25 protein-coding genes are annotated in these 23,922 nt (G+C 41.1%); 19 read left to right on the top strand and 6 right to left on the bottom strand.

Annotation, left to right across the window (positions count from 1 at the left end):
* Positions 1 to 422: 422 nt before the first annotated feature.
* The 5 genes from V7K60_RS21895 (at position 423) to V7K60_RS21915 (ending at position 2,097) form a co-directional block, all read left to right on the top strand.
* Positions 423 to 671, top strand: a complete 249-nt coding sequence (locus V7K60_RS21895) for a hypothetical protein (protein ID WP_334928300.1) — start codon at positions 423 to 425, stop codon at positions 669 to 671.
* Between the two features lie 10 nt (positions 672 to 681).
* Complete coding sequence (locus tag V7K60_RS21900; protein WP_334928302.1) at positions 682 to 963, top strand: DUF433 domain-containing protein; 282 nt, start codon at positions 682 to 684, stop codon at positions 961 to 963.
* Complete coding sequence (locus V7K60_RS21905; RefSeq protein WP_334928304.1) at positions 908 to 1,141, top strand: DUF5615 family PIN-like protein; 234 nt, start codon at positions 908 to 910, stop codon at positions 1,139 to 1,141. The genes V7K60_RS21900 and V7K60_RS21905 overlap by 56 nt, the downstream gene beginning before the upstream one ends.
* Positions 1,101 to 1,283 (top strand): hypothetical protein, encoded by a 183-nt coding sequence (locus V7K60_RS21910; RefSeq protein ID WP_334928306.1) that lies wholly within the window; start codon positions 1,101 to 1,103, stop codon positions 1,281 to 1,283. The genes V7K60_RS21905 and V7K60_RS21910 overlap by 41 nt, the downstream gene beginning before the upstream one ends.
* A gap of 523 nt (positions 1,284 to 1,806) precedes the next feature.
* A complete protein-coding gene (locus tag V7K60_RS21915) occupies positions 1,807 to 2,097 on the top strand; it encodes a hypothetical protein (protein ID WP_334928308.1) in 291 nt (96 codons plus the stop codon).
* A gap of 198 nt (positions 2,098 to 2,295) precedes the next feature.
* On the opposite strand, the gene V7K60_RS21920 is transcribed toward V7K60_RS21915, so the two are convergent.
* The 4 genes from V7K60_RS21920 to V7K60_RS21935 form a co-directional block, all read right to left on the bottom strand.
* Positions 2,296 to 2,691: a type II toxin-antitoxin system VapC family toxin gene (locus V7K60_RS21920; protein WP_334928309.1), complete on the bottom strand. Its 396-nt coding sequence runs from the start codon at positions 2,689 to 2,691 to the stop codon at positions 2,296 to 2,298.
* Positions 2,688 to 2,888 carry a hypothetical protein gene (locus tag V7K60_RS21925; RefSeq protein WP_334928311.1) on the bottom strand — a complete coding sequence of 67 codons (201 nt, stop codon included), beginning with the start codon at positions 2,886 to 2,888 and terminating at the stop codon, positions 2,688 to 2,690. Before V7K60_RS21925 ends, V7K60_RS21920 begins: the two co-directional genes overlap by 4 nt.
* Before the next feature lie 144 nt (positions 2,889 to 3,032).
* Positions 3,033 to 4,313, bottom strand: a complete 1,281-nt coding sequence (locus tag V7K60_RS21930) for a vWA domain-containing protein (RefSeq protein WP_334928312.1) — start codon at positions 4,311 to 4,313, stop codon at positions 3,033 to 3,035.
* Complete coding sequence (locus V7K60_RS21935; protein ID WP_334928313.1) at positions 4,310 to 5,566, bottom strand: vWA domain-containing protein; 1,257 nt, start codon at positions 5,564 to 5,566, stop codon at positions 4,310 to 4,312. Before V7K60_RS21935 ends, V7K60_RS21930 begins: the two co-directional genes overlap by 4 nt.
* A 238-nt stretch (positions 5,567 to 5,804) precedes the next feature.
* Between V7K60_RS21935 and V7K60_RS21940 the strand changes: the two genes are divergently transcribed.
* From V7K60_RS21940 to V7K60_RS21950, 3 genes are all read left to right on the top strand, one after another.
* Complete coding sequence (locus V7K60_RS21940) at positions 5,805 to 6,467, top strand: ATP-dependent Clp protease proteolytic subunit (protein ID WP_334928315.1); 663 nt, start codon at positions 5,805 to 5,807, stop codon at positions 6,465 to 6,467.
* 215 nt (positions 6,468 to 6,682) lie between these two features.
* Complete coding sequence (locus V7K60_RS21945; protein WP_104905353.1) at positions 6,683 to 7,294, top strand: ATP-dependent Clp protease proteolytic subunit; 612 nt, start codon at positions 6,683 to 6,685, stop codon at positions 7,292 to 7,294.
* A gap of 282 nt (positions 7,295 to 7,576) precedes the next feature.
* A complete protein-coding gene (locus tag V7K60_RS21950) occupies positions 7,577 to 8,200 on the top strand; it encodes a J domain-containing protein (RefSeq protein WP_334928317.1) in 624 nt (207 codons plus the stop codon).
* Between the two features lie 1,509 nt (positions 8,201 to 9,709).
* Here the strand turns inward: V7K60_RS21950 and V7K60_RS21955 are convergent.
* Entirely contained in the window at positions 9,710 to 10,912 is a 1,203-nt protein-coding gene (locus V7K60_RS21955) for an aminotransferase-like domain-containing protein (RefSeq protein WP_334928318.1), read from the bottom strand.
* Positions 10,913 to 11,066: 154 nt separating this feature from the next.
* On the opposite strand from V7K60_RS21955, the gene V7K60_RS21960 reads away from it, so the two are divergent.
* The 3 genes from V7K60_RS21960 (at position 11,067) to V7K60_RS21970 (ending at position 14,950) form a co-directional block, all read left to right on the top strand.
* Positions 11,067 to 11,273, top strand: coding sequence for a transporter substrate-binding domain-containing protein (locus tag V7K60_RS21960; protein WP_334928320.1), 207 nt, complete (start codon positions 11,067 to 11,069; stop codon positions 11,271 to 11,273).
* 335 nt (positions 11,274 to 11,608) lie between these two features.
* On the top strand, positions 11,609 to 13,603 hold the full coding sequence (locus V7K60_RS21965) for a serine/threonine phosphatase (RefSeq protein ID WP_334928322.1): 1,995 nt from the start codon (positions 11,609 to 11,611) through the stop codon (positions 13,601 to 13,603).
* 63 nt (positions 13,604 to 13,666) lie between these two features.
* Positions 13,667 to 14,950: a protein kinase domain-containing protein gene (locus V7K60_RS21970; RefSeq protein WP_334928324.1), complete on the top strand. Its 1,284-nt coding sequence runs from the start codon at positions 13,667 to 13,669 to the stop codon at positions 14,948 to 14,950.
* An 87-nt stretch (positions 14,951 to 15,037) separates the two neighbouring features.
* Here the strand turns inward: V7K60_RS21970 and V7K60_RS21975 are convergent, their stop codons facing one another.
* Positions 15,038 to 15,256 carry a DUF4327 family protein gene (locus V7K60_RS21975; protein ID WP_012407469.1) on the bottom strand — a complete coding sequence of 73 codons (219 nt, stop codon included), beginning with the start codon at positions 15,254 to 15,256 and terminating at the stop codon, positions 15,038 to 15,040.
* A gap of 890 nt (positions 15,257 to 16,146) precedes the next feature.
* On the opposite strand from V7K60_RS21975, the gene V7K60_RS21980 reads away from it, so the two are divergent.
* From V7K60_RS21980 to pseG, 8 genes are read left to right on the top strand one after another with little or no spacing between them, the layout of a single operon-like run.
* On the top strand, positions 16,147 to 16,572 hold the full coding sequence (locus V7K60_RS21980; protein WP_334928325.1) for a tetratricopeptide repeat protein: 426 nt from the start codon (positions 16,147 to 16,149) through the stop codon (positions 16,570 to 16,572).
* Positions 16,573 to 16,629: 57 nt separating this feature from the next.
* Entirely contained in the window at positions 16,630 to 17,619 is a 990-nt protein-coding gene (gene pseB / locus V7K60_RS21985; protein ID WP_334928326.1) for a UDP-N-acetylglucosamine 4,6-dehydratase (inverting), read from the top strand.
* Positions 17,577 to 18,800 (top strand): UDP-4-amino-4,6-dideoxy-N-acetyl-beta-L-altrosamine transaminase, encoded by a 1,224-nt coding sequence (pseC, locus tag V7K60_RS21990; protein ID WP_334928327.1) that lies wholly within the window; start codon positions 17,577 to 17,579, stop codon positions 18,798 to 18,800. Before pseB ends, pseC begins: the two co-directional genes overlap by 43 nt.
* The gene (locus V7K60_RS21995) at positions 18,797 to 19,681 is read left to right on the top strand and encodes an aldo/keto reductase (protein WP_334928329.1); all 885 of its coding nucleotides are present in this window, start codon (positions 18,797 to 18,799) and stop codon (positions 19,679 to 19,681) included. Before pseC ends, V7K60_RS21995 begins: the two co-directional genes overlap by 4 nt.
* Position 19,682: 1 nt before the next feature.
* The gene (locus V7K60_RS22000; RefSeq protein WP_334928331.1) at positions 19,683 to 20,357 is read left to right on the top strand and encodes a class I SAM-dependent methyltransferase; all 675 of its coding nucleotides are present in this window, start codon (positions 19,683 to 19,685) and stop codon (positions 20,355 to 20,357) included.
* On the top strand, positions 20,354 to 21,130 hold the full coding sequence (locus V7K60_RS22005; protein ID WP_334928333.1) for a glycosyltransferase family protein: 777 nt from the start codon (positions 20,354 to 20,356) through the stop codon (positions 21,128 to 21,130). The genes V7K60_RS22000 and V7K60_RS22005 overlap by 4 nt, the downstream gene beginning before the upstream one ends.
* A 2-nt stretch (positions 21,131 to 21,132) precedes the next feature.
* Positions 21,133 to 22,422 (top strand): aminotransferase class III-fold pyridoxal phosphate-dependent enzyme, encoded by a 1,290-nt coding sequence (locus V7K60_RS22010; RefSeq protein ID WP_334928335.1) that lies wholly within the window; start codon positions 21,133 to 21,135, stop codon positions 22,420 to 22,422.
* On the top strand, positions 22,419 to 23,909 hold the full coding sequence (gene pseG, locus V7K60_RS22015) for a UDP-2,4-diacetamido-2,4,6-trideoxy-beta-L-altropyranose hydrolase (RefSeq protein WP_334928337.1): 1,491 nt from the start codon (positions 22,419 to 22,421) through the stop codon (positions 23,907 to 23,909). The genes V7K60_RS22010 and pseG overlap by 4 nt, the downstream gene beginning before the upstream one ends.
* Positions 23,910 to 23,922 lie beyond the last annotated feature (13 nt).

The raw sequence follows: 23,922 nt of genomic DNA on the forward strand, positions 1-23,922 counted from the left end.
GAGCTTTTGGTTGTGAGCGATCGCTTTATATTGAAATAATCTGGATTTCTTTTACTCGGTGCATTGGTTTGGTTGGCTTTTCAGTAGTGATCAGTTGATCAGCTTTAATTTGCAGAGCAGCCGCCAGATGAAGTGCATCCATCGCAGCTAAACCGTAAGTACAGGCAATTTGAGAAGCATCCTGTAAAATTTGCTCTAAGTCAGTTGCCCAGTGGATGACAGCACTAAAAAATGTTTCGTAAAATTCTGCAACGCCCTTGTTGCTTGTTAAAAGTTGCTTTAGGCAAGACTTCTAATTGAACGAAGCGACTTGAAGCAAACTCCAGATTTTCATCGTTAAGAATTTGATTCGCTCTGATACTGACTGATTTAATACCACAGAAAGCGCTGATCAGTACACCAGAGTCTATGTACGTCTTTTTATGACTCACGGAATCCACCGCGACGTGCAGCAAGTTCAAGTTCAATTTCGTCAACGTTTACGAAGTTGCAATCCAGCAGCGATCGCTCGTTGTCGGATTGACTATAATTTTTTGGCTAAGGGTGTTTGTGGCACAAAATCAGATTCGGGGGGTGTTGTTTCTGGCTCAGATTTAAGTAGTTCAACAAACTGCAAAACTTTTTGTTGCTTTTGGGGTGTGAGAAGGACGATAATTTTTGTAAGGAGCTAGGGTTACTGCTATGAAATTAGATCGCATCACCAGCAATCCCAATCGTATGAATGGACAGCCTTCTATTCGTAATCTTCGCCTTACCGTTCGTCGGGTGATTGAGTTATTAGCTACCTACCCTAATCGTGAAGAACTGCGTCAGGAGTTTCCCGAATTAGAAGATGAAGATATTCAACAAGCCTTAATTTTTGCATCGTCCTACTTGAGCGATCGCATCATTGAACTACCTAACCGCTATGAAACTGTTGCTTGCTCAGGGACTACCATTCTCTGCGGCAGCATTGCTCCGTGATTCAGGTATCGACACCATCCATGTGGGTGAAATTGGGATGTCTGAAGCTGAAGATGCAGAAATCATCCAGAGAGCTAGAGAAGAGAGACGTGTTGTTGCTACACTTGATGCAGATTTCCATACATTGTTGGCACTTGATGAAGCTAGCTACTCCTTCAGTCATTCGCATTCAGATTGAAAGGTTACGTGCTCAAGCATTAGCGAATCTGTTGCTGACGGTAATCGCTGAGTGTGAAGAGGATTTGGAACAAGGAGCAGCCGTTACGGTTGAGCCAAGCCGTATTCGTATCCGTCGTTTACCGTTGTTACTTGATGTCTAACCTTTCGCATATTTAACTGAAATTTATATTAAATCAACAAAAAGGCTTATTGCTTTCTCAAAACTTCATATTCAATAAGCAAAAAGGCATATTGCTTACTCAAAATGACATTTTACTTTCTCAAACCCCAGTTTGCTTTCTCATTTTGGTGTTTTCCGCAAGTAAAATCAGCTCTTACTTTCTCAAACCCCAGTTTGCTTGTTTATTTAAGCAATTTCCGCATTCATTTTGGTATATCGTTAAGCCGTTAGCTTGCGATGCCTGCGGTGGGCGTAGCGATCGCTTCATTCAACAAGAATCTTTCAATGGCTGACTGGTAACTCTGCTGGCTCGTTGGTTAAATCATTTACGTAGAATTCAAACTTTTTTATATTCTTATTTTAGTCTCAGCATTTTTTGTACCTTTCTCCACCAGTTGAACTCAGGTGGAATTAAGAAATGTAAATAATACTTGCTAGCCAAGCAACTATCTAAATTTTAAAATGTAATAATTATAAAAATATTGTCTCAAGTAAAGGTAAATATGACTTTCATAAAAATTGCTGGAATTTTTCAAACAAGAGAACAATATAACAATTTCTTACAAAGCTTATCCAGTGAATTTTATGCTGCTGATATATTCATAGTAAATCAAGATTTATTATTGGCATTAAAAAACAAAATGCTTGGATTTGATATTTATGAAAATGAATATATAATTGTAATTGAAGTCATAATAAATCAACTACTTAAAATTCAAGCTTTGCTGAAACAAGGGAAAGGACGATATATTACACCAGAAGCTCTAAATTATTTGCCGATAGCAAATCTTTAATTAATCTAAATAATTAGGATTATGACTAAAATTAATCGAATGCGAATTGGTAACGGTCAGTTGTAATTAAAACTATGGATATAACCTCGTATTAATTCGTCACCAGTCTTTTAGCAGGAGAAACCTTTGGGGAGAGGTCAAAATTGCGTTAAACGTTGCAATTTCGCCCCCGCTAACTGAGTTTGGCAATACTTTGCTTTACTTGAGGTCGGGAATTACCTGAATCAGTCCAGTCTGGAAGGCTTTGTCATAGGTGATTACAGCTAAACTTTCGAGTTCAGCCTGAGCCATGATCATGCGATCAAAGGGATCTCGGTGGGCAATCGGTAAGCTTCCTGCTCTAAGCGCATGGGATGTGGTGATGGCAAGTTCGATAAATTTAGCCTGATGCAATATCTGTAAATATTGCTCAACGAGTTGTTTGGCTTCGGGTAGTTTACCCATCCGATATTTGGTGGCAATTTCCCAAGCAGAAGCACTGCTGACAATAATCCGATGATCTGGGTTGCGAATGATGTCTCGGCAGTCAGTGTAGAGTTTTGGGTCGTCAAAGAGCCACCACAGCAAGATATGGGTGTCGATGAGGTAGCTCATTCCCATTGCTGGAGTTCATCTTCTGGCAGTGGTTCAAAGAAAGCATCGCTGAGTTGTCCTTTTAATAAACCAGGAGTGCGGGGTTGTGTACGTTCTTGACTTAAACCTAGCCGAAAATAGTGAATTAGATCATAAAGTTCTGCTAGTTTGTCTTCAGGGATGTCTTGCAATTCTTGGACAATCTTCTCGATCAGCATAAGTCAAACTCTTCGGTAGTTGTTAATCAATAAGTTAGGAATATGCAACTACTTTGTTGCTCAATTGAGGAATAAAATATTTTTTCTCGCTTTGCACCAAAGCGAGAAACTTTCATCTTGTTAATCAGCAAGGCTGAATTTTTACTATTCCTGTAAAACGGTTTTTGATACAATCCTAGTTTTTTTCAGGTCTGCTTCTGAAAGTTCTTCTCCAGCTTGCAAGCGGGTGGCAGAAGTTTGCAATACTGTCGCCGCCCCTTTATCTCCAATTTGTAAAGCAGTTTTGGCGGCTGTTTGCAGCATCGTGGCTGCACCAGTGCGATCGCCTTGTTGCAATTTCGCCTCGGCTAACTGGGTTTGGCGATACTTTGCTAATGCTAAAATTGACTGTTGCACCTGGGGATTAGATGTCGGTTGATACGCCCGAACTACATCTGCATACACTGGCACCAGAGGCGAAAGTAAACCTTGTTCATTAACTAACGGGTCATCATAACGGATTTGTAGATGAGCGATCGCTTGCTTCCCTTCTGGCAATTGTCCCAAATAAATGTTCGCCAAAACTACCCGTTCTACATCCTGCATCAAATCTCCCAAACGTACAGCAAAGCTACCATCAGTTTCGGGTTCCACTGGTAACTCGATTGTGTCTGGGGCAACTTGGGCAATGGGTTTTAATTCTGCTAATCGGACATTGGGCACTAGAGATAACAGTAAGTAGGCATTAGTTAGCCCAATCGATTTAATCCGTCCAAACAGTCGGCTAAACTGATCCACAGCTTGTTCAGGGCGTTCAATATGAGCTAGAGTCCCACCACCGACATCGGCAATGTTTTCTAGCAAATCCTGATTCCAACTATTACCAAATCCGAAAGTGTTGATAGTTAGGTTCAGCTTGGCAGCCTTTTGCGCCAGTTTAAGACAACGCTTATTGTCATCTCGCCCAATATCCCACTTCCAAATTCGCAAACCGCTTTCACCATGTCCATCCGTCAGCAGAAACGCCTGGGAAACAGCGCCTCTTGTGCCCTTCATCAGTTCTGTAATTCCCAATTCCAAACCATCAGCGATCGCAGTACCGCCGCTAGCAGTCAGTTTGCTTTTTATTTGAGATTTGATGCTTTCGGGGTCTTCAATCGCTTGGTTGGGGATAATGACTTCTGCAGTACCGGAAAAAGCCACAACTGAGATCCGATCGCCTACTTTCAACCTGTCTATTAATCCTTCCACCGCCTGGATCACCGTTTTAATTGGTTGTCCATGCATGGAACCACTTCTATCCAAAATCAAGCAGAGATTAAGGGGGAGATTTTGGTCAAGCTCACCAGCAATCGCAAAAATCGTCATTGCTAGTTGACGTTGGCTACTTGTTTGAGCCACATCAACATTATTGTCATTTAACGCCGAGAGCAATTTAACTTTCATTGCGGAGGGGTATCTTGCAAAACTGTTTTAGAGACAATTCTGGTTTTCTTGCGATCACTTTCAGATAAATCTCCACCAGATTGTAGCTGGGTGGCAGAAGTTTGCAACACCGTCGCCGCCCCAGTATCTCCCATTTGCAAGGCAGTTTTCGCAGCCGTTTGTAACATCGTCGCCGCACCAGAGCGATCGCCCTGTTGCAATTTCGTTTCCGCTAGCTGGGTTTGGCGATACTTAGCTAATGCTAAAATAGAATGCTGCACCTGGGGATTCGGGTCTGCTTGGTAATTTTTGACTACATGGGCATAAACTGAGATATTTGGTGTAACTAAACCTACTTTGTTGGCGGCTGGGTCATCGTAGCGGACTTGCACATTAGCGATCGCTTGTTCACCTGTTGGCAATTGTCCCAAATAAATATTAGCTAAGATTACCCGTTCTGCATCTTTCATTAAATCTCCCAACCGCACAGCGAAACGTCCATCAGCTTCTTGTTGCAGTGGTAACTCAATTGTGTCTGGGGAAACTTGGGCGATAGGTTTGAGTTCCGCTAGCCGAACATTGGGCATCAGGGAAAATAATAGATAAGCATTAGTCAATCCCACAGTTTGAACGCGGCTGAACAGACGATTAAACTCTTCGGCTGCCTGTTCGGGTTTTTGAATATAAGATAAAGTACCTAAGCCAGCATCGGCAATCTTTTCTAAAACATCTTGGTTCCAGTTGTCACCAAATCCCAAAGTATTTAAAGTCAAATTATAGCTAGCAGCCAATTGGGCGAATTTCAAACAGCGGTTGTTATCACCGTGTTCATTTTCCCCATCAGTTAACAAAAAAGCTTGGGAAACAGTATCTTTTTTCCCCTTCGCCAACTCCTCAATCCCCAAACGCAGTCCTTCATCAATCGCAGTTCCACCATCAGCACTTAGGCGATTGATTTGCTGTTTGATTTTCTCTGGATATTCGATACTTTGGCTCGGTACTAAGACTTTGGCACGATGATCGAAAACTACAACGCTGAGGCGATCGCCAGGATTGAGTCTATCTACCAAACGATTTGCTGCTTTTTTCACCGTTTCTAGCGATCGCCCGTTCATCGAACCACTATGATCGAGAATTAAGCATAAATTCAGGGGTACATGGCGGTCTTGAGTCTGAGCGATCGCCGAAATCGAAATTCCCAACTGACGTTGACTGTTCAGTTGATTTGCGTCCAAATTACCATCATTCAAGGCAGGCTGCAAACTAACCTTCATAACTTCAAGTCCCTATTCAGGATATACATATTAATAAATAACTTCAAAGCACTACTTTAGCTCTACGGAAAACCTATCCAATATAAATACACTAATATAATCAGAATATCTTAGAAGCCAAGCATTGGCAGATGCAAAGCCACCTTCAGCATTAGGGAGAAATCCGCACCTTGAAGGAAGCGTGCATCGCGCTAGGATGTATTACAGTTAACGGCATAGTTTCAGGCGATCAGTTGCTATGGACATTTCCCCAATTAAGGCTGTTCAAGCCCCATATTACGGCGATAACTTTTACCGGACACCACCGCCAGATTTACCTTCCCTCTTATTGAAGGAGCGGATTGTCTACATTGGGATGCCACTGGTACCTGCTGTCACGGAATTAATCGTAGCCGAATTGCTGTTTTTGCAATCCGACGACCCCGAAAAACCGATAAAAATCTATATCAACTCCACCGGCACTTCCGGTTACAGTGGTGAACCCATTGGCTTTGAAACCGAAGCCTTCGCCATCTATGACACCATGAAATATATCAAGCCTCCGATCCACACCATCTGCGTCGGTTCTGCGATGGGTATGTCAGCGATGCTCCTCAGTGCTGGTACAAAAGGTTGCCGCGCTAGTTTACCTCACTCCTCGATTATCCTGCATCAGCCTAAGAGCTACGCCCAAGGTCAAGCAACGGATATTCAAATTCGCGCTAGGGAAGTTTTGGTAAATAAAGGGGCATTAGTTGATATCTTACATAACACCACTGGACAGCCCCCAGAAAAAATTATTAAAGATATGGATCGGCTGTTATATCTAACACCCTACGAAGCGAAGGAATACGGACTGATTGACCGAGTTTTTGAGAAAGAAGAACTCGCAAATCCCCCACTCCCTGCCAGTGTCCTTTAATTTGTCTTTTGTCATTCGTCTTTTATCTTTAGTTAATAACCAAAAATTATTAATGACCAATGACCAATGACCAATGACCAATGACCCTTCGGGTGACGCTCGTGCCTCGCTAACGCTGGCTGCGCTAACGCCAGTTGTTCATGGGGGATACCTCCAAGACCGCACTGGCTCACCAATGACTAATGACTAATGACTAATTAAAAACGGAGTAAATTATGCCTATAGGCGTTCCTAAAGTTCCTTACCGGATGCCCGGTGGACAATATACAGATTGGATTAGCATCTACGATCGCCTTTACCGGGAACGGATTATATTCTTGGGGCGAGATATTGATGATGAAATTGCCAATCAAATTATCGCTGTAATGCTGTATCTGGACTCAGATGATCCAGGTAAAGATATCTATTTATACATAAATTCCCCCGGTGGGATGGTTACATCTGGCATGGCTATTTTTGATACCATGCAACATATCAAATCAGATGTAGTGACTATTTGCGTGGGTTTAGCTGCTTCAATGGGGTCTTTTCTGCTGGCAGCTGGCACCAAAGGCAAACGCATAGCATTGCCTCACTCACGGATTATGATTCACCAGCCTTCAGGTGGTACCCGTGGACAAGCAACCGATATCGAAATTGAAGCTAGAGAGATTCTGCGGATTCGTCACCAGCTCAATGGGATTTATGCTGATAAAACAGGTCAGACCATAGAAAAAATTGAAAAAGATATGGATCGTGACTTTTTCATGTCTGCTGAAGAGGCAAAACAATACGGTTTAATTGACCGTGTGATTGAAGACCGAACTTCCGTAGTAACTGGGGAGTAGGAAGGCAGGGGGCAGGGAGCAGGGAAGCATACAACTCTTGGAGAGGCTGCGCCAACGACTGCGCTCAGTAACCGGGGGAGCAGAAAAGAAGTAAGTTGCAGTAAGTTTTTCCCCTCTGCCCCCCTGCCTCTTGTACTCAATGCCCAATGCCCTTCCCTGAACAAACTGTCAAGATTGAACTTTAAAATAGAAAATTAGCCTTTATCATTAATAGTCCGGGCTTGAAGCTGATATTGACAGATAATAGCCAATAGCTAAATATTCGATAGCTGATAGCTCAAGATGGATCTTGGAGATTGCTACCGTTTACTAGGTTTAAGATCGGGAGCTTCTTTTGCTGACATCAAAGCGTCTTACCGACGACTGGCGCAGCAATATCATCCTGATATCAACCCAGATGACAACAAAGCCAAAGATAAGTTTATTGCCTTGACAGAGGCTTACAAACTCCTGCTGACGGTAGTACTACCAGAGGAAATTGGCGCACATTCAAGTCAGGTGTCAACGTCTGGACGTGACGACGCCAAGGCAACGCAACGGCAAAAAACACCAGTAACAACGGTGACAAGCCAAGAATCAGGGAAACCAAAGCCGCCGAATCTGTTGGAAATAGAAGAACGGCTGAAGTGGAAGACTTATGAGCAATTGCAGCGATTTTTGCAAGAAAGACGATTTCCGCAAGCGATCGCCCTGGCGGAAGCTTTAGCAGAACGTTTGTCAACAGATGCAGAAGTCCGTCAATGGCTAGCGATCGCCTATCAAATTTGGGGACAGGCGCTAATTTCTGAAAAACAACTACTCAAAGCCAGAATTTATCTCAAAAAAGCTTTGAAAACAGATCCTCATAATAAAAGTCTCTGGTATCAAGTCCAGCGCGATTTCCAGCGCTTGGAGCAAATTTTTTAAGAATTTAGGACTAGTACCGCAAGGCGGAAGTCAAAAATCAAAAGTCAAAAGGCTTTAATTTTGAGCTTTATGGCTGTTTTGAATAGTAGGTTTATCTATACTAGCCCTTTCAAGGTTAGTAAAATTTTTGGACAATAATTATTCTTGTCTATGTATTATTTGTGCATAATGCACTAAAAAATACTTTTTAACCACGGAGGCATAGAGGAGAACATTTGGGCGGGTTTCCTGACTTGTATCCTACAAAGAAGCAAGCTGCTGGCAGCCTCTTCCCTTCTGCTAAAGCGAGAAGCCACTCGTGTCAAAGTGTTCGTAGCGCAGAGACAAAAGTAGAGATTTTATTTCCAGAACTAAATTTTTATGAGTTGCCTTGAAAGGGCTGGTTATGAGTATAAAACTTTTACCAAAAACCTTTATTTCAAACTGAGTTCAATATAAAAAATTAGTTTGAAAAGCCTGTATGATAAGCTTTCAGTCCAAATAAGCTAGGCACTTATTTTACAGCAATTATTGAGAATAAAAGCTGTTTATTGAGAAGGCAGAATTTCTTATCATTATGGGATACTTGTTGATAACAACGCGCGAGTGCGTTTTCAGCGAAAAGCTTTATACTTAATATTTTGGGGCATTTTATTACTTCTAACTCAGGTTTATTTGAGTATTTTTTTACAAAATCAATGCTCCAGTTCCCACTTTATTTACAATAGAAAAATAGGCGATTATTTTTATTTTTTCAGAGTAAATTAAGAGGTTAATTACTTTAGTTAAATTTTTATTACATACTTGAAAATTTTTTTAACTTACTATAAATAAATAATCTAGTGAATAAACATCCCCAAAAAATAATTTCAAACTCTTATCCTGTCTAGGTGAAAACCTAATTTATGGAGATGTCTAATAAATATAAAATCTAATTTAGAAACCATTTATGCAAATCAGGACAATCGCCAGCATTGCTAGCCTGCTTGTCTCCACGTCCTAGCATTTGCGACCGCCGCCCAAGCTGCGCCATTCAACAGTCCGGGCTATCCAAACTACCCTTATGAAGGTCGCTACCCGGAGTCCACGCCCTGCCGTTACAACCTCCAGCAGACTTAAAAAGGCAACCTGGGCTGGAAGCAACATAACGCTGAAGTACTTCTATAGCGGCCAATACGGTTCATTCGTGCGAATCGACAACGCACGCCCTTACTGCAAGGTCTACCTCGATCGCACCCGGAGCAGTAACTGCAACCCCAGCAGCTGGGACTATGTTGGTGAGACCGTTGATCCGGGCATTAACTTTGCCTACACAAAGGTTGGCAATAACCTCAGTGGTCGCCTCTCCCGCGCTGCCCTAGTCTGCGGCACCGGAACCGTCGTGACCCGCACTAACTGGTACTAAGCGTGACTTTTCCCCGGATGTGGAAAAGGGAGAGCGGTTCGCTAATTACTACGGCTCGTAAGTTGGAAAGTCTGACCGGAGGTTTCCTGAGATCGGACTTTCCACAAAATCTAAAATTGGTACGATTATCGCTGCCATCCACGTAGCACTGCTCCCAAGGTAGCGATTCCCTCGACAATCTTCTCGGTTGTTTGAAAGCTAAAAGCTAACCTAATGGCATCATCTCCCTGTCCATTGGCGTAGCAGCGAGTTCCTGGCAGAAAGCTGATGCCCTGTTCATTGGCAGCAGTTAGGAGTGCTTTGGCGCTGATATCTGGCGGCAATTTACACCAAACGAAAAAGCCACCACCTGGTCGCAAAGCAACTATATCACTGGGAAACTCTTGAGCGATCGCTTCTAACAACAAATTACACTTATGCTTATAGCAAGCGATTAGCTCCTGAATGTGATAATCTAGTTTGCCTGTAGCACAGTAGCGACCAACCACATGGCTGACAAATGGCCCCACAGGCCCTTCACTTTTGAACATTGCCAACCGCTCAATAATTGCTGGATTGCCACAAGCCCAGCCTAGCCGGATACCAGGCGCAATGATTTTCGAGAAGGTATTTACGTATAACACCCACCCCTCCTTATCAAGGCTTGCCAAGGATGGCACAGCTTCGCCTTGGAAGCGCAAATCGCTATAGGCATCGTCTTCTACTACCAACACGCCATACTCAGCCGCTAACGCTACCAGTTTTTGGCGGCGAAATAACGGCATAGTAGTACCTGTGGGATTATGAAAAGTAGGGATAGTGTAAATAAACCTGGGTCGAATACCCTGTTTTTTCAAGTCGCTTAAAGTTTCTTCTAACGCATCTACATCCATTCCCATCTCATCTACAGGAATGGTAATCAGGCGTGCGCCAGCCTGGACAAATCTACTAACTACTCCCAAGAAGGTTGGCCCTTCCACAATTACTACATCACCAGGTTCGAGAAACACATCTGGTAGCAAGCCCAAAATCTGACCGGAACCATAGCCAATAATCACGCGATCGCGATCGGCAAGGATTCCTTGAGCTTGCAAGCGGAGGATAATTTGTTCATAAAGTTGGGCTGAGGGTGGCCCGTAATTGAGAGCGATCGGAGCTTCTTCTGCCAGTACAGCAGCACTTGCAGCAGACAAGTCAGCATGGGGAAAGAGAATTGGGTCAGCAAGACCATAGGCAAAGCTGACGGTGATGATTTTGGTTAACTCAGTGCCGTAAGTTGGTGGTGCTAGCTTTCTAGCTCGTTCGGCGAACAAATCAGCAATTTGGTAAGCAGAAGTGGTAGAAGCCATAAGCAATTCAAAATTGGGAGTCAGAATATAGAACACACACAAAGGCAATTAGCGAAAAGTCATACGTATGTATTCTTCCTTATAACATCATGACAAGTATCGTAAATATTGATTACTAGAACAAAATTACTATGGTGAAATTAATTAACTTTAAGTGGCGGCAGCTAATTCTAAGCTTAAGCTGCCTACTGTTGTTGCGGATTTGCTCACCGAAGAATACTGCGGGATTGCTATGCCCAAGAATTCCCCCGATTTGGATGCAATTAACAAAGGTATAGCGACTTTGTTATCCAATGGCAGTTACAAGCAAATTTATCAAAAATGGTTTGACGCTGAACCTTCACAATTGCCAGACTCTTGACAATTAGGCATTGGGCACAAAAGGCAAAGGGGCAGAGGGGAAAAATTTACTGCAACTTCTCCTCTGCTCCCCCGGTTACTGAGCGCAGTCGTTGGCGTAGCCTCTCCAAGAGTTGTATGCTCCCCTGCTCCCCTGCTTCTTCCCCATTCCCCATTTATTAAGGAATTACCTGCCAATATATGAAATATTTATCTAATATGCGTCACAATTAATACTGCCACCAAAATTCATTGATAAACTACAATCTACTGTAGTCAGGGACAGCCAATTGTGGCACCTTGGATCTTAGTGGCTAGAAGCACCTTGGAACGAACGGGAATAAAGGAACTTCCACTATGCTGATTTGCCCTCAGTGTAAATTTGAAAACCCCAATAGCAATAAATTCTGTCAAAACTGTGGCACGTCCCTGACTCACAAGGTCTGTCCTGAATGCAGTACCGATGATGTACCTGTGAATGCACTACGATGTCATAACTGTGACACAGAATGTGGAACAGTGTTTTGGGCAATTATTGCTAAAGAAACGACTGGGGAAGCTTTGAGAGTAGAAGGCGATGTAGGAGATGTAGGAGGTGAGGGAGATGAGCAAGCAATACCCTCTTCATCTCCTCCATCGCCTAGTTCTCAAATGGCATTAGGCTGCTATTTAGACTCCCAAGAGCGCTATCAATTGATAGATACGCCACTTACGCAGACAGAAACTGCCATTATTACTGATGTAGGTGTGAGAGTTCTAGACTGCCAGCCTTATCAAATATCACCCATTGAGGCAATCCTAGAAAGTCAGGAATCAGATTTGCTAACGCCATCAGTTGAAGCGAGTGAGATTCCTCGCCTTGCTAAACTTTATATTGCTTTACAATCCCAAGGTGAGCGGGGGATACCGCCGATTCACGATGCATGGCAGCAAGGTGATATACAGGTATTAATAATCGAAAACCGCTCAGATTGGCAGCATTTACTCGACCTGTGGCAAGAAGAAACAACCAGTTCGTTAAAAATTTTACACTGGTGTTATGAAATGACCCAACTTTGGGCAGTATTGGAACCAGTAAATTGTCGTCAAAGCCTTTTAGATTTGTCGAATTTGCGATTGGATGAAGACCAAACGTTGGCGCTACAAAGGTTGTATGTGGAATCATCAAACTCTCAGCCTGCCACGGAGTCGCTAGAAGATGCCCAAACCCAAACATCTACCATTCCAGAGGAGCCGTTAACTATCCAAGCTTTGGGAAGGGTTTGGCAAGCACTATTTAGACAGTCGCAACGGACTCAATTTGGCTCTGTAGTCCAGATGTTGGGGGATTTAGAGGTAGGTAAGATTCAGACGATCGCCCAATTGCGATCGCGTTTGGAGGAAATTTCTGTTGAACTGGAAGCACTAGGAACCGCAACTTTGCCCCTAATAAAGGAGAAAAATACTGCTGTGTCCACTATCCCGCAATCAGATGAGTTAGAAGATATCATTAGCAAAACTGATGATATGCCAACTGTTGTGCTGGCGATGCAGTTAAGTAGCTTAGAAGATGCAGGACGCACAGATGTGGGGCGTCAACGTCATCATAACGAAGACTACTTTGGCATTGAAACTAAAATTCAGAAACTGGAGTTACCCAAAAGTCGAGTCTTAGAAGGGCATGGTTTGTATATTCTTTGTGATGGTATGGGTGGACACGCTGGCGGCGAAATAGCCAGCGAGTTAGCAGTCAACACCCTACGGCAATACTTTCAAGAGCACTGGACTGCCAACCAGCTGCCAACAGAAGATAGCATTCGTGAGGCAGTGTATTTAGCTAATGAGGCGATTTACAAGCTCAATCAACAAGATGCCCGTTCTGGAGTTGGGCGTATGGGTACAACTTTAGTAATGCTTTTAATTCAAGATACTCAAGCAGCAGTTGCTCATGTGGGAGATAGCCGTCTCTATCGCCTGACGCGTAAGCAGGGACTAGAACAAGTCACAGTAGATCACGAAGTTGGGCAACGGGAGATTAATCGAGGAGTGGAAGCAAGCATAGCTTACGCCCGTCCAGATGCCTATCAACTTACCCAAGCCTTGGGGCCTCGTGATGAAAACTCGATTAATCCCGACGTAGGCTTTTTCGACATCAATGAAGATATTCTTCTGCTGTTGGCATCGGACGGTCTATCAGATAATGATTTACTAGAAACCCATTGGCAGACTCACTTAGAACCCTTACTTAGTTCTGGTGCTAACTTAGAACGCGGTGTTACAGATTTAATTGATTTGGCAAATCAATACAACGGTCACGACAATATTACTGGTATACTTATTCGGGCAAAAGTACGCCCAAATCTGGAAAGTTAATCATACATGGGCATAGGGCATCCCTTCCCCATTCCCTAATCCATTTACCTTGTAGGTTGTATTGTGGTTAGTCTGACCCTGTTAGAACCGCAACAGAAAACGCCCCTCCAGCAGTGGTGCTTTGAGGATTCCTCCATAATTCGGATTGGTCGAGCGGCAGATAATCACGTTGTTTTAACTGATAGTTTAGTTTCGCGGCATCATCTAGAACTGAGAAAAGTCAGTGACGCTAGCAATGGTGATGCTTGGCAGCTGATTAGTCAGGGTACAAATGGGACTTTTCTCAACGGTATCCTTGTACTTCAGAGTCCGTTACCAAATAATTCCCTTTTGCAATTGGCACAGGGAGGCCCAATACTGCAATTCCAAATTCAGGAGGTAAAAGTACTGGAAACTGGTTTGCGATCGCAACAAATACAAGGGACAGAAGAAAAGGCTGCCGAGACACTTTACTCAGCCAAAAATCTGGCAAATTCATCTTCCACTTGCATACACGAAGGCAACTCCCCAAAAAATCTATTTTGCATCCACTGCGGTCAACCTCTTACAGTCCAACAGAGAATTCGCCATTATCAGGTGTTGCAAACTCTCGGACAAGGAGGTATGGGTACTACCTATCTCGCTTGGGATGAGGCTGGTCTGATTGCGGGTATGCCACAACTGCTGGTGTTGAAGCAAATGAATGCTGATATGCTGAAAATTGTCAAAGCTCAAGAGCTATTTGAGCGAGAGGCGCACACTCTCAAATCCCTTAACCATCCTGGAATTCCCAAGTATTATGACTTCTTTGTAGAAGGCGGAAAAAAATACTTGGCAATGGAACTAATCCACGGACAAGATTTGGAGAAACGCGTCTATACCACTGGCCCAGTGACACCAAACCAAGCGATCGCTTGGATGATCCAAACCTGCGATATTTTAGACTATCTTCATAGCCAAGAGCCTCCACTGATTCACCGCGATATTAAACCCGCCAATTTAATGGTGCGAAGTTCAGGAAATCGCATCGTAGTGCTAGATTTTGGCGCAGTTAAGGAAATTGGCACAGCGCCCGGTACTCGAATTGGTGCAGAAGGTTACTGCGCTCCTGAACAAGAACGAGGACAACCTTTGACTCAATCTGATTTGTATGCAATTGGCCCAACGCTGATTTTTTTGCTCACAGGCGAAAACCCTTTCAAGTATTACCGCCAACGAGGGCGAAACTTCAGGTTTGATGTGGCAAAAGTTCCCACCATTAGTTCCCAATTAAGAGATGTGATTGATCGCGTTACAGAACCATTGCCACGCGATCGCTACCAAAATGCAAAGGAATTGGCTGCGGCTTTAGCTGCTTGCAAAGTTTAGAGAGTGGGGAGTAGAGAAGCGATTAATCGCGTCTAGGGAGTGGTGAATATTAAAAATTCCTATCCCCTATCCCTTATTCCTTATTCCCTATTCCTCATCCCAAGTTTCTACAGCTAGCAATTCACTAACTGGGTCTTGCATACTAAAGCCAAAGTCAAGCAGTTCTTGTTTCCAGTGCTGCCATTCATTACCATAGAGCAGAGCGATTTTCCAGATGCTATCGCTTGGCTTGATAATATTAGATTCTATGAGTGATTGCACGTTGCGCTGCAATTTCACCATTGGGTGAATCACTTGCTGAGTCATAACCTCGATTGAATTCTGATTTTGTGGGTAAATGCTTAATTAAAACTGCTTCCCATTCTGCAATTGTTGCCGGCCCGTAGAGTGGTGTAATTTGGTAAAGCTAGTCTTAACTTTTTAACTATACCATAACAAACTCTACTAAGTTACTGGTAAATTCGGTTTTGTACGGTAATTACCACCAGAAAATCCCAATTTTACCAAGCAGTCCTTAAACTTTTTGCAGAAGCCAGACAAAAGTTTTGGGAGAAGGAGTAAGGGATGTTCATGTTTCCCCTTTTTCCTTTAACCTTTGCCCCTTTTGTTTTCCTCTTTACCTCTATCTTTTTTCTGCAACAGTGCAACACTACCTTTCGTAAGATATCTATTGTGGACGCCGAGCAGAATAAATAGTCCTCAGGGAAGTTCCACTAAGTAGTGTGACTGAGGACTACTGGGAAAATTCTGTTTGTTTAAATTAGGAAAAATATGCTTGCTTGTTGAAGAAGCTATAGGATACGGGCTAGTTTGAAAGTTTATGACTGACAGGGAATTTGCAATTGAGTAGAAATGTCTACTCATTTCTGTTGATTTAAATGTTATTTAGAATATCGCAAACATCTGGCCTTAGGCAAAATAATTGCAAATCTTTATATAATTTTAATGTTTTGCTCAGAGAATAAGGACTGTTAGGGCACAGGGTAGGGTTTTGCTTTGAGGTATAGGAGCGATCGCATGGCAAAATCTCGGTGCAGTATGGGTTTAACATAAAGTTCCCCCGTCTTCAGAGTCAGCATTTGAAGTTTGTGTAAAAAATTTTTAGCGAAGATGTTAGTTTCTGTTGAGCAGATGGGTATCCTCAAAACGGGAGGCTTGCTGATACCTAAGTATTTACCGCAGCAAGTATGTGAGGCATGGCTGGTTCAGACGAAGAATACCTAATTACCCGCAAAAAGAAGATTCAGCGGCGACAAAAAATTGTCACGATAGTGTCGATGTTCTCGTTTTTTGGTTCTACGGCATTTGCGGTTATTCCAGCAATTCAACAGGCTACCCAACCTAAGCCAGCAACTGCGTCTGCTTCTCCTGAATCAGGATTACAGCAACAGGCGCAGGGCTACGAGTTGGTTTTACAACGGGAACCAGAAAACCAACTTGCTTTAGAGAAACTGTCTGTGCTGCGGTTGCAATTGAAGGATGCTAAAGGTGCGATGAAACTTTTGGAGAAGCTGGTGAAGTTACATCCTGAGCGGCAAGATTACAAAGTTGTATTAGAGAAGATTAAAAAGCAAGAGGAAAATAGCGATCGCAGCACAAACAAGCCGCCAAAATCTAAGTAACAATTTCACTTAAATATTTTTGGAAAAAATAATTTTGAGATTACAAATAAATACAAGATGTTTAATGGCAAATCGATTTTAATCACTGGTGGTACAGGCTCCTTTGGCAAGCAATTTGTGAAAACGATTCTCAGCCGATATCAGCCTCAGAAAATCATAGTTTATTCACGGGATGAATTGAAGCAGTATGAGATGGCGCAAGAGTTTAATGCACCTGCGATGCGCTATTTCATTGGAGATGTGCGCGATCGCGATCGGCTGCGTCTGGCAATGCGGGGTGTTGATTATGTTATTCATGCTGCGGCACTCAAGCATATTCCTGCTGCTGAATACAACCCAATGGAATGTATAAAAACTAATATTCATGGAGCAAATAATGTTATTGATATTGCCCTTGATCGGGAAGTAGAAAAAGTGATTGCCCTTTCAACAGATAAGGCAGTTAATCCAATTAATCTCTATGGTGCAACCAAGCTAGCTGCTGATAAACTCTTTGTTGCAGCAAATAATATTGTTGGAACAATGAAAACCAGGTTTGCTGTAGTTCGCTACGGTAATGTTGTCGGGTCAAGAGGCTCAGTAGTGCCTTTTTTTCAAAAACTGATTCAAGAAAAAGCCACAGAAATTCCTATTACAGATCCACGTATGACCCGCTTTTGGATTACCCTCCAACAGTGTGTAGATTTAGTCATTAACAGTTTTGAAAGAATGCATGGCGGAGAAATATTTGTTCCAAAAATCCCTTCAATGAAAATTACCGATTTAGCTGAAACGCTTGCACCGGGAGTTCCAATTAAAATTGTTGGTATTAGACCAGGGGAAAAATTACATGAAGCAATGTTTTCTTCTGAAGTTTCACATTTAGTCTTTGAGTTTACCGATCATTATGTAATTAGACCAACTATTGAATATGCTCATTCTGTGGATTACGCTTGCAACGCTTTAAGTGAAAAAGGAGTCTCCGTTTCTGAAGGGTTTGAGTATAGCTCTGAGATAAATACAGAATGGCTAAAAGGTTTTCAACTACTGGATATGCTGAAGCAATGAGTGACTACATTCCTTATGGGAAACAAGATATAAATCAACAAGATATTGATGCTGTAATTGAAATTTTGCGCTCAGACTGGATTACTCAAGGCCCAACTATAGAAAGATTTGAGCAAGCTGTTGCCAACTATTGTGGAGCGAAATATGCTGTAGCGGTTTCTAGCGCGACAGCTGCATTACATATTGCTTGTCTTGCTGCTGGTTTGGGACAAGGAGATATTCTCTGGACATCACCAAACACCTTTGTTGCTTCAGCTAATTGTGGACTTTACTGTGGTGCAAAGGTTGACTTTGTTGATATTGACCCGAATACCTACAATTTGAGCATCGATGAATTAAAACGTAAGTTGGCTGGGGCAGAAAAGCAAGGTTGTTTGCCTAAAGTATTAATACCCGTACATTTTGCAGGACAATCTTGTGAGATGGAACAAATTGCTGCTTTATCACAGCGTTATGGTTTCAAAATTATCGAAGATGCTTCTCATGCGATTGGTGGAAGCTATCAGGCACAACCTATTGGTTCCTGCAAATTTTCCGATATAGCGATTTTTAGCTTTCATCCGGTAAAAATTATTACAACTGGTGAAGGCGGTATGGTCTTAACAAATCAGGAGGAGTTATATCAGAGATTGATTAGATTGCGAAGTCATGGTATCACTCGCAATCCAGAGTTAATGGAAGGTGAACCTCATGGTTCTTGGTATTATCAGCAGTTAGATTTAGGCTTTAACTATCGGATGACAGATATCCAAGCAAGCTTGGGTAGTAGCCAAATGCAAAGGATAGATGAGTTTGTAGAACGCCGTCGCTTTTTAGCTGAACGCTACAATCAGATGCTGCAAGATTTACCACTAGTCTTACCTTGGCAACATCCAGATACAATGTCTAGCTGGCATTTGTATGTGATGCGTTTGAAATTAGACAAGATTAATAAAACTCACCAACAGGTATTTGAAGAAATGCGTCGAGATGGAATTGGTGTTAGTTTGCACTATATTCCAATTCACACTCAGCCATATTATCAAAAACTTGGTTTTAAGTTAGGAGATTTTCCAAACACTGAGACATATTACCAGGAAGCTATTAGTATTCCTATTTATTACGCATTAACTCAGAATGAGCAAGATCAAGTAGTAATGGCTATAAAACAAACTTTACTATTAGAGAAGATTATGTCATGAAATTAGGTATTGGTACTGCACAATTTGGTTTAGATTATGGAATATCTAATAAAGAAGGAAAAACACCAACAGAGGAAGTAGTAAAAATATTAGCTCTAGCAGGTCAAAATGAAATACATGTTTTAGATACAGCCCCTGTTTATGGAACTAGTGAAGAAATATTGGGAAAGTTAATTCCTGATAATCATAACTTTGAAATTGTAACAAAAACTCCTAAATTTTCTCCAAATTGTATTACATCTGATGATGTTAAACTTTTAGAGAATACTTTCTATCAATCTTTATCTACATTAAATCAATCCTCTATTTATAGTTTATTGATACATCAAGCTAAAGATTTACTAGCAAATAATGGACAATCTCTGATGGAGAAAATGCTCCATTTTAAAGAAAAAAAAATGATCAAAAAAATAGGAGTATCTGTTTATTCTCAAGAAGAAATTGAAAGTGTTTTAGAAAAGTATCCAATAGATTTAATTCAGTTACCTATTAACGTCTTGGATCAAAGGCTATTACTCAGTGGAAATTTAAGTTATCTGAAAAAAAATGGTATAGAAATTCATGCGCGTTCCATATTTTTTCAAGGTTTATTATTAATGGAGCCAGAATCTCTGCCATCTTATTTTGATTCTATTAAAAATCATTTAAAAAAATATCATGAAATGGTATCGCAGTATAATATCTCACCATTGCAAGCATCTATAAGTTTCATTAAAAACATCCAAGAAATTGACTCTATAGTTATTGGTATTAATAATTTTCAACATTTATCAGAAATTTTATTAGCGTTTAAAGCCAACTTTTTGTTAGAGGCAAATGCATTTTTACAATTTGCTTTAACAGATAACTTTATATTAAATCCTACAAATTGGAAATTTTAATATGAACCAAGATCAGATTTTTCTAGAATGTGAAGGTAATCAGTGGTTTAAACGAAATAAGGCAGTATTAGTTGGTCCTACTGAGATTGATTGGGCTTTGTATCTTATCGATTTATTAAAGCCAAAAAGAGAAATTAAAAACATTGTTGATTTGGGTTGTGCTAATGGTTGGCGGCTTAATAAGCTAAGTGAAAAATTTGGAGATATAAATTTAGTTGGTATTGATGCAAGTTTAGAAGCAATTCAAGATGGTAAGCAGCGTTATCCAAATTTAAAGTTGTATCAAGGTTTACTAACAAATATCCCTATTAAGTATCAGTTTGATTTAGTGATAATTGGTGCTGTAATGCACTGGATAGACCGTGAAAATCTAGTGAAAACTATAGCTGAAATAGATAGATTAACCGCCGATGGTGGTATTTTACTTTTAGGTGATTTTTTACCAGATTATCCTCAACGTCGCCACTATCACCACTTGCCAAACGAAAAAATTTATACCTATAAACAAGACTACGCCAAAATATTTGAGGCATTAGTCACTTATCAAGAAATTGCTAAAATTACATCCAATCACGATCAGCGAGAGTTAGCTATACAAGTTTGTGATTCCTCCTCTAGGTGGGTTTGTACTCTTCTGCAAAAGTCTTTACAAGGTTTTTATCAGGAGGCCACATGATTTTGGCAATTCTTCAAGCACGGTTTTCTTCATCCCGTTTTAGGGGAAAGGTGCTCAAGCCAATTCTTGGTGTACCGATGTTAGCACTACAAATTGAACGAATAAAGCGTGCAAAGCTGATTGATAATATTCTGGTTGCCACAAGCAAAGATGTTACAGACGATGCTATTGAAAATTTGTGTATAAATATCAATGTAGAATGTTACCGTGGAAATTTATATGATGTCCTAGATCGCTTTTACCAAGCGGCTAAATTGCATTCTCCAGAGCATATAGTTAGGTTAACAGGTGATTGCCCACTAGCCGATCCAGATTTAATTGATAACGTTATTAAATTTTATTTAACTGGATATTTTGATTATGTTAGTAATGCTCTTGAACCCACCTATCCTGATGGCTTGGATATAGAAATATTCTGTTTCAAATGCTTAGAACAAGCTTGGAAAGAGGCAAAGCTTCCTTCACAAAGGGAGCATGTAACTCCTTTTATGAATCAACAGCCGCACCTTTTTTATATAGGAGGTTATAAGAATAATACTAACTTGTCCCATTTACGTTGGACTGTTGATGAACAATTAGACTTTTCATTAATTGCAAATATCTACGAAGCTTTATATCCAAATAACTCTAAGTTTACGACTCAAGATATTTTAGATTTTTTAGAAGTAAATTCCTATTTGAAAAATTTCAATACTTGCTATCAGCGTAACGAAGGTTTACAAAAATCATTACTGGTTGATGAATTGTTTCTAAAAAACATTGGAGAAGATTAACTGTGTCAGAACGTTATTATAATTCAGAAATATTTTTGGCAAGGGCACTTCAAGCTATACCATTGGGAACGCAAACCTTTAGTAAGAGTAAAACTCAATATCCCTTTGGTGTTTCTCCTTATTTCATACATAAAGGGTTTGGTAGCCATGTTTGGGATGTTGATGGGAATGAGTATATTGACTTCATCAATGGTTTGGCAGCCATAACACTTGGGTACAGTGACCCAGATGTAAATACGGCGGTGCTTCAACAAATAGAACAAGGAGTGCTTTTTTCCTTACCTCACCCTATTGAGATGCAGGTGGCTGAAAAACTGGTTGAGATAGTACCTTGTGCCGAAATGGTACGCTTTGGCAAGAATGGTTCAGATGCAACATCAGGAGCAATTCGCTTAGCTAGGGCTTATACAGGACGAGATCATGTTGCTGTATGCGGCTATCATGGTTGGCACGATTGGTATATTTCCTCTACTACTCGCAATCGAGGAATACCAAAGCCAGTTCGAGCTTTGACTCACTCTTTTAATTACAATGACTTAGATTCATTGCATCAGATATTTACGCAGTACCCCAATGAAGTTGCTGCGGTAATAATGGAACCGATGAATGTAGTTGAACCCAAAGAAGGCTTTTTAGAAGATGTCAAACAGTTAGCTCATCAAAATGGCGCACTTCTAATTTTTGATGAAAATATTACAGGATTTCGTTTTGCAAATGGGGGGGCACAAGAATATTTCGGTGTAATACCAGACCTAGCAACTTTTGGAAAAGGATTAGCCAATGGTTATCCTGTATCTGCTGTAACAGGTAAAGCGGAGATTATGCAGTTAATGGAGGAAGTCTTTTTCTCTTTTACATTTGGAGGTGAAACACTTTCTTTAGCAGCAGCTAAAGCAACAATGACTAAGTTGCAGCAGCTACCAGTTATTGAAACCCTGAAAAAGCAGGGACAAAAAATCATATCAGGTGTCCAGCAACTTATTGAGCATTATAAAATCTCTTATATCTTATCTATATCTGGCCACTCTTGTTGGTCGTTCTTACTTTTTAAAGAAGTAAACCCATATAGCCAATTGCAGATTAAAACCCTTTTTCTCCAAGAAATGTTTGCTAGAGGAATTCTGACCCTTGGAACTCATAATATGAGTTATACCCATAGTGATTCTGATGTAGAAACCCTACTAACAGCTTACACTCAAGTTTTTCAAATTTTAAAAGAGATAGTTGACAATCAATCCTTAGAGAAATATCTCAAGTGCCAACCCTTAGAACCGTTATTTAAAATCAGATGAATTTAGTTTTTCGTGTTGATGCATCTACCCAAATTGGTACTGGTCACTTAATGCGTTGTTTGGCATTAGCTCAAGCTTGGCAGAACACTGAAAAACAGGCAATTTTTTTAATGTCTAACTCAGTTCCTACGTTAGAACAGAGGCTGTTATCAGAGGGAATAAAAGTAGTTCACCTGTCAGTTCCTTGGGGAAGTATTGAGGATGCAAGGGAAACTACTAGTTTTGCACGCCAGCTAGATGCAAATTGGTTAGTAGCGGATGGATACCACTTTGGTGCTGAGTATCAACGAGTAATCAAAGATGCTGGCCTAAGTCTGCTATTTATTGATGATTATGCACATGCAGACCACTACTATGCAGATATGGTCTTAAATCAGAATATTTATGCCCATGAGGGGCTATACGCGAACAGAGAACCCTATACTCAGCTTCTGCTAGGTCTGAAATACGCTCTATTACGCCGGGAGTTTTGGCAGTGGCGTGGGTGGGAGAGAGAGACCCCGACGATTGCTCGTAAGGTTTTGGTAACATTGGGCGGTAGCGATCCAGATAATGTAACTCTTAAAGTTATAAAAGCCCTGCAATTAGTGGAATTGGATGTCTTGGAAACTGTTGTGGTAGTGGGTGGAAGTAATCCTCATTATGAACAATTGCAATCAGCTTCCTTAGATTCAAGGTTTCCCATCCACTTGAAGAGGAATGTAACTAATATGCCCGAACTAATGGCTTGGGCTGATGTGGCGATCGCATCTGGTGGCTCTACTAGCTGGGAATTGGCTTTTATGGGTTTACCAAGTATTGTGTTAGTTTTAGCTGACAATCAACGAGCGATCGCACAAAAATTAGATGAGATGGGGGTATCTATCTATCTTGGTTGGCATGAGGATGTTTCTGTTGCTGAAATAGGGTCGGCGGTTACTGATTTACTAATAGTTGCACATACACGAGTAGAAATTACTAGACGCGGTCAAAAGTTAGTAGATGGTGAAGGAAGTAAGCGCGTATTGAGAAATTTAGAAACCAAGTTGTTGAAATTACGCTGTGCTTGCCGAGAAGATTGTCGATTGTTATGGGAATGGTCAAATGATCCAGAGGTAAGGGCTGTTTCCTTTTGCACAAAATCTATACCTTGGAAAGATCATATTCAATGGTTCCAATCACGACTGTACTCTCAAAATTCTATTTTTTACATTGGTGTTGATATAAATGATGTGCCTATCGGTCAAATTCGCTATGACATAGAAGGCGATAAAGCCATTATTTCCATCAGTATTGATAAAAAGTTTCGTTATCAGGGTTATAGCCAGAACCTGATTAATTTAGGATGCAAACAAATATTTTTTGATTACAAAATTAAGAGAATTTATGCCTATATAAAACCTGACAATAAAGTATCAATCAAAGCTTTCGATAAAGCTGGTTTTCAAAAGATAGGGAAAACTAAATTAGGAAAACATGAAGCCATTCATTTAATCAGAAATAAATAAAATCACTATGACA

Origin of the sequence: Nostoc sp., assembly GCF_036917555.1 — a bacterium.
Taxonomy (GTDB): Bacteria; Cyanobacteriota; Cyanobacteriia; order Cyanobacteriales; family Nostocaceae; genus Nostoc.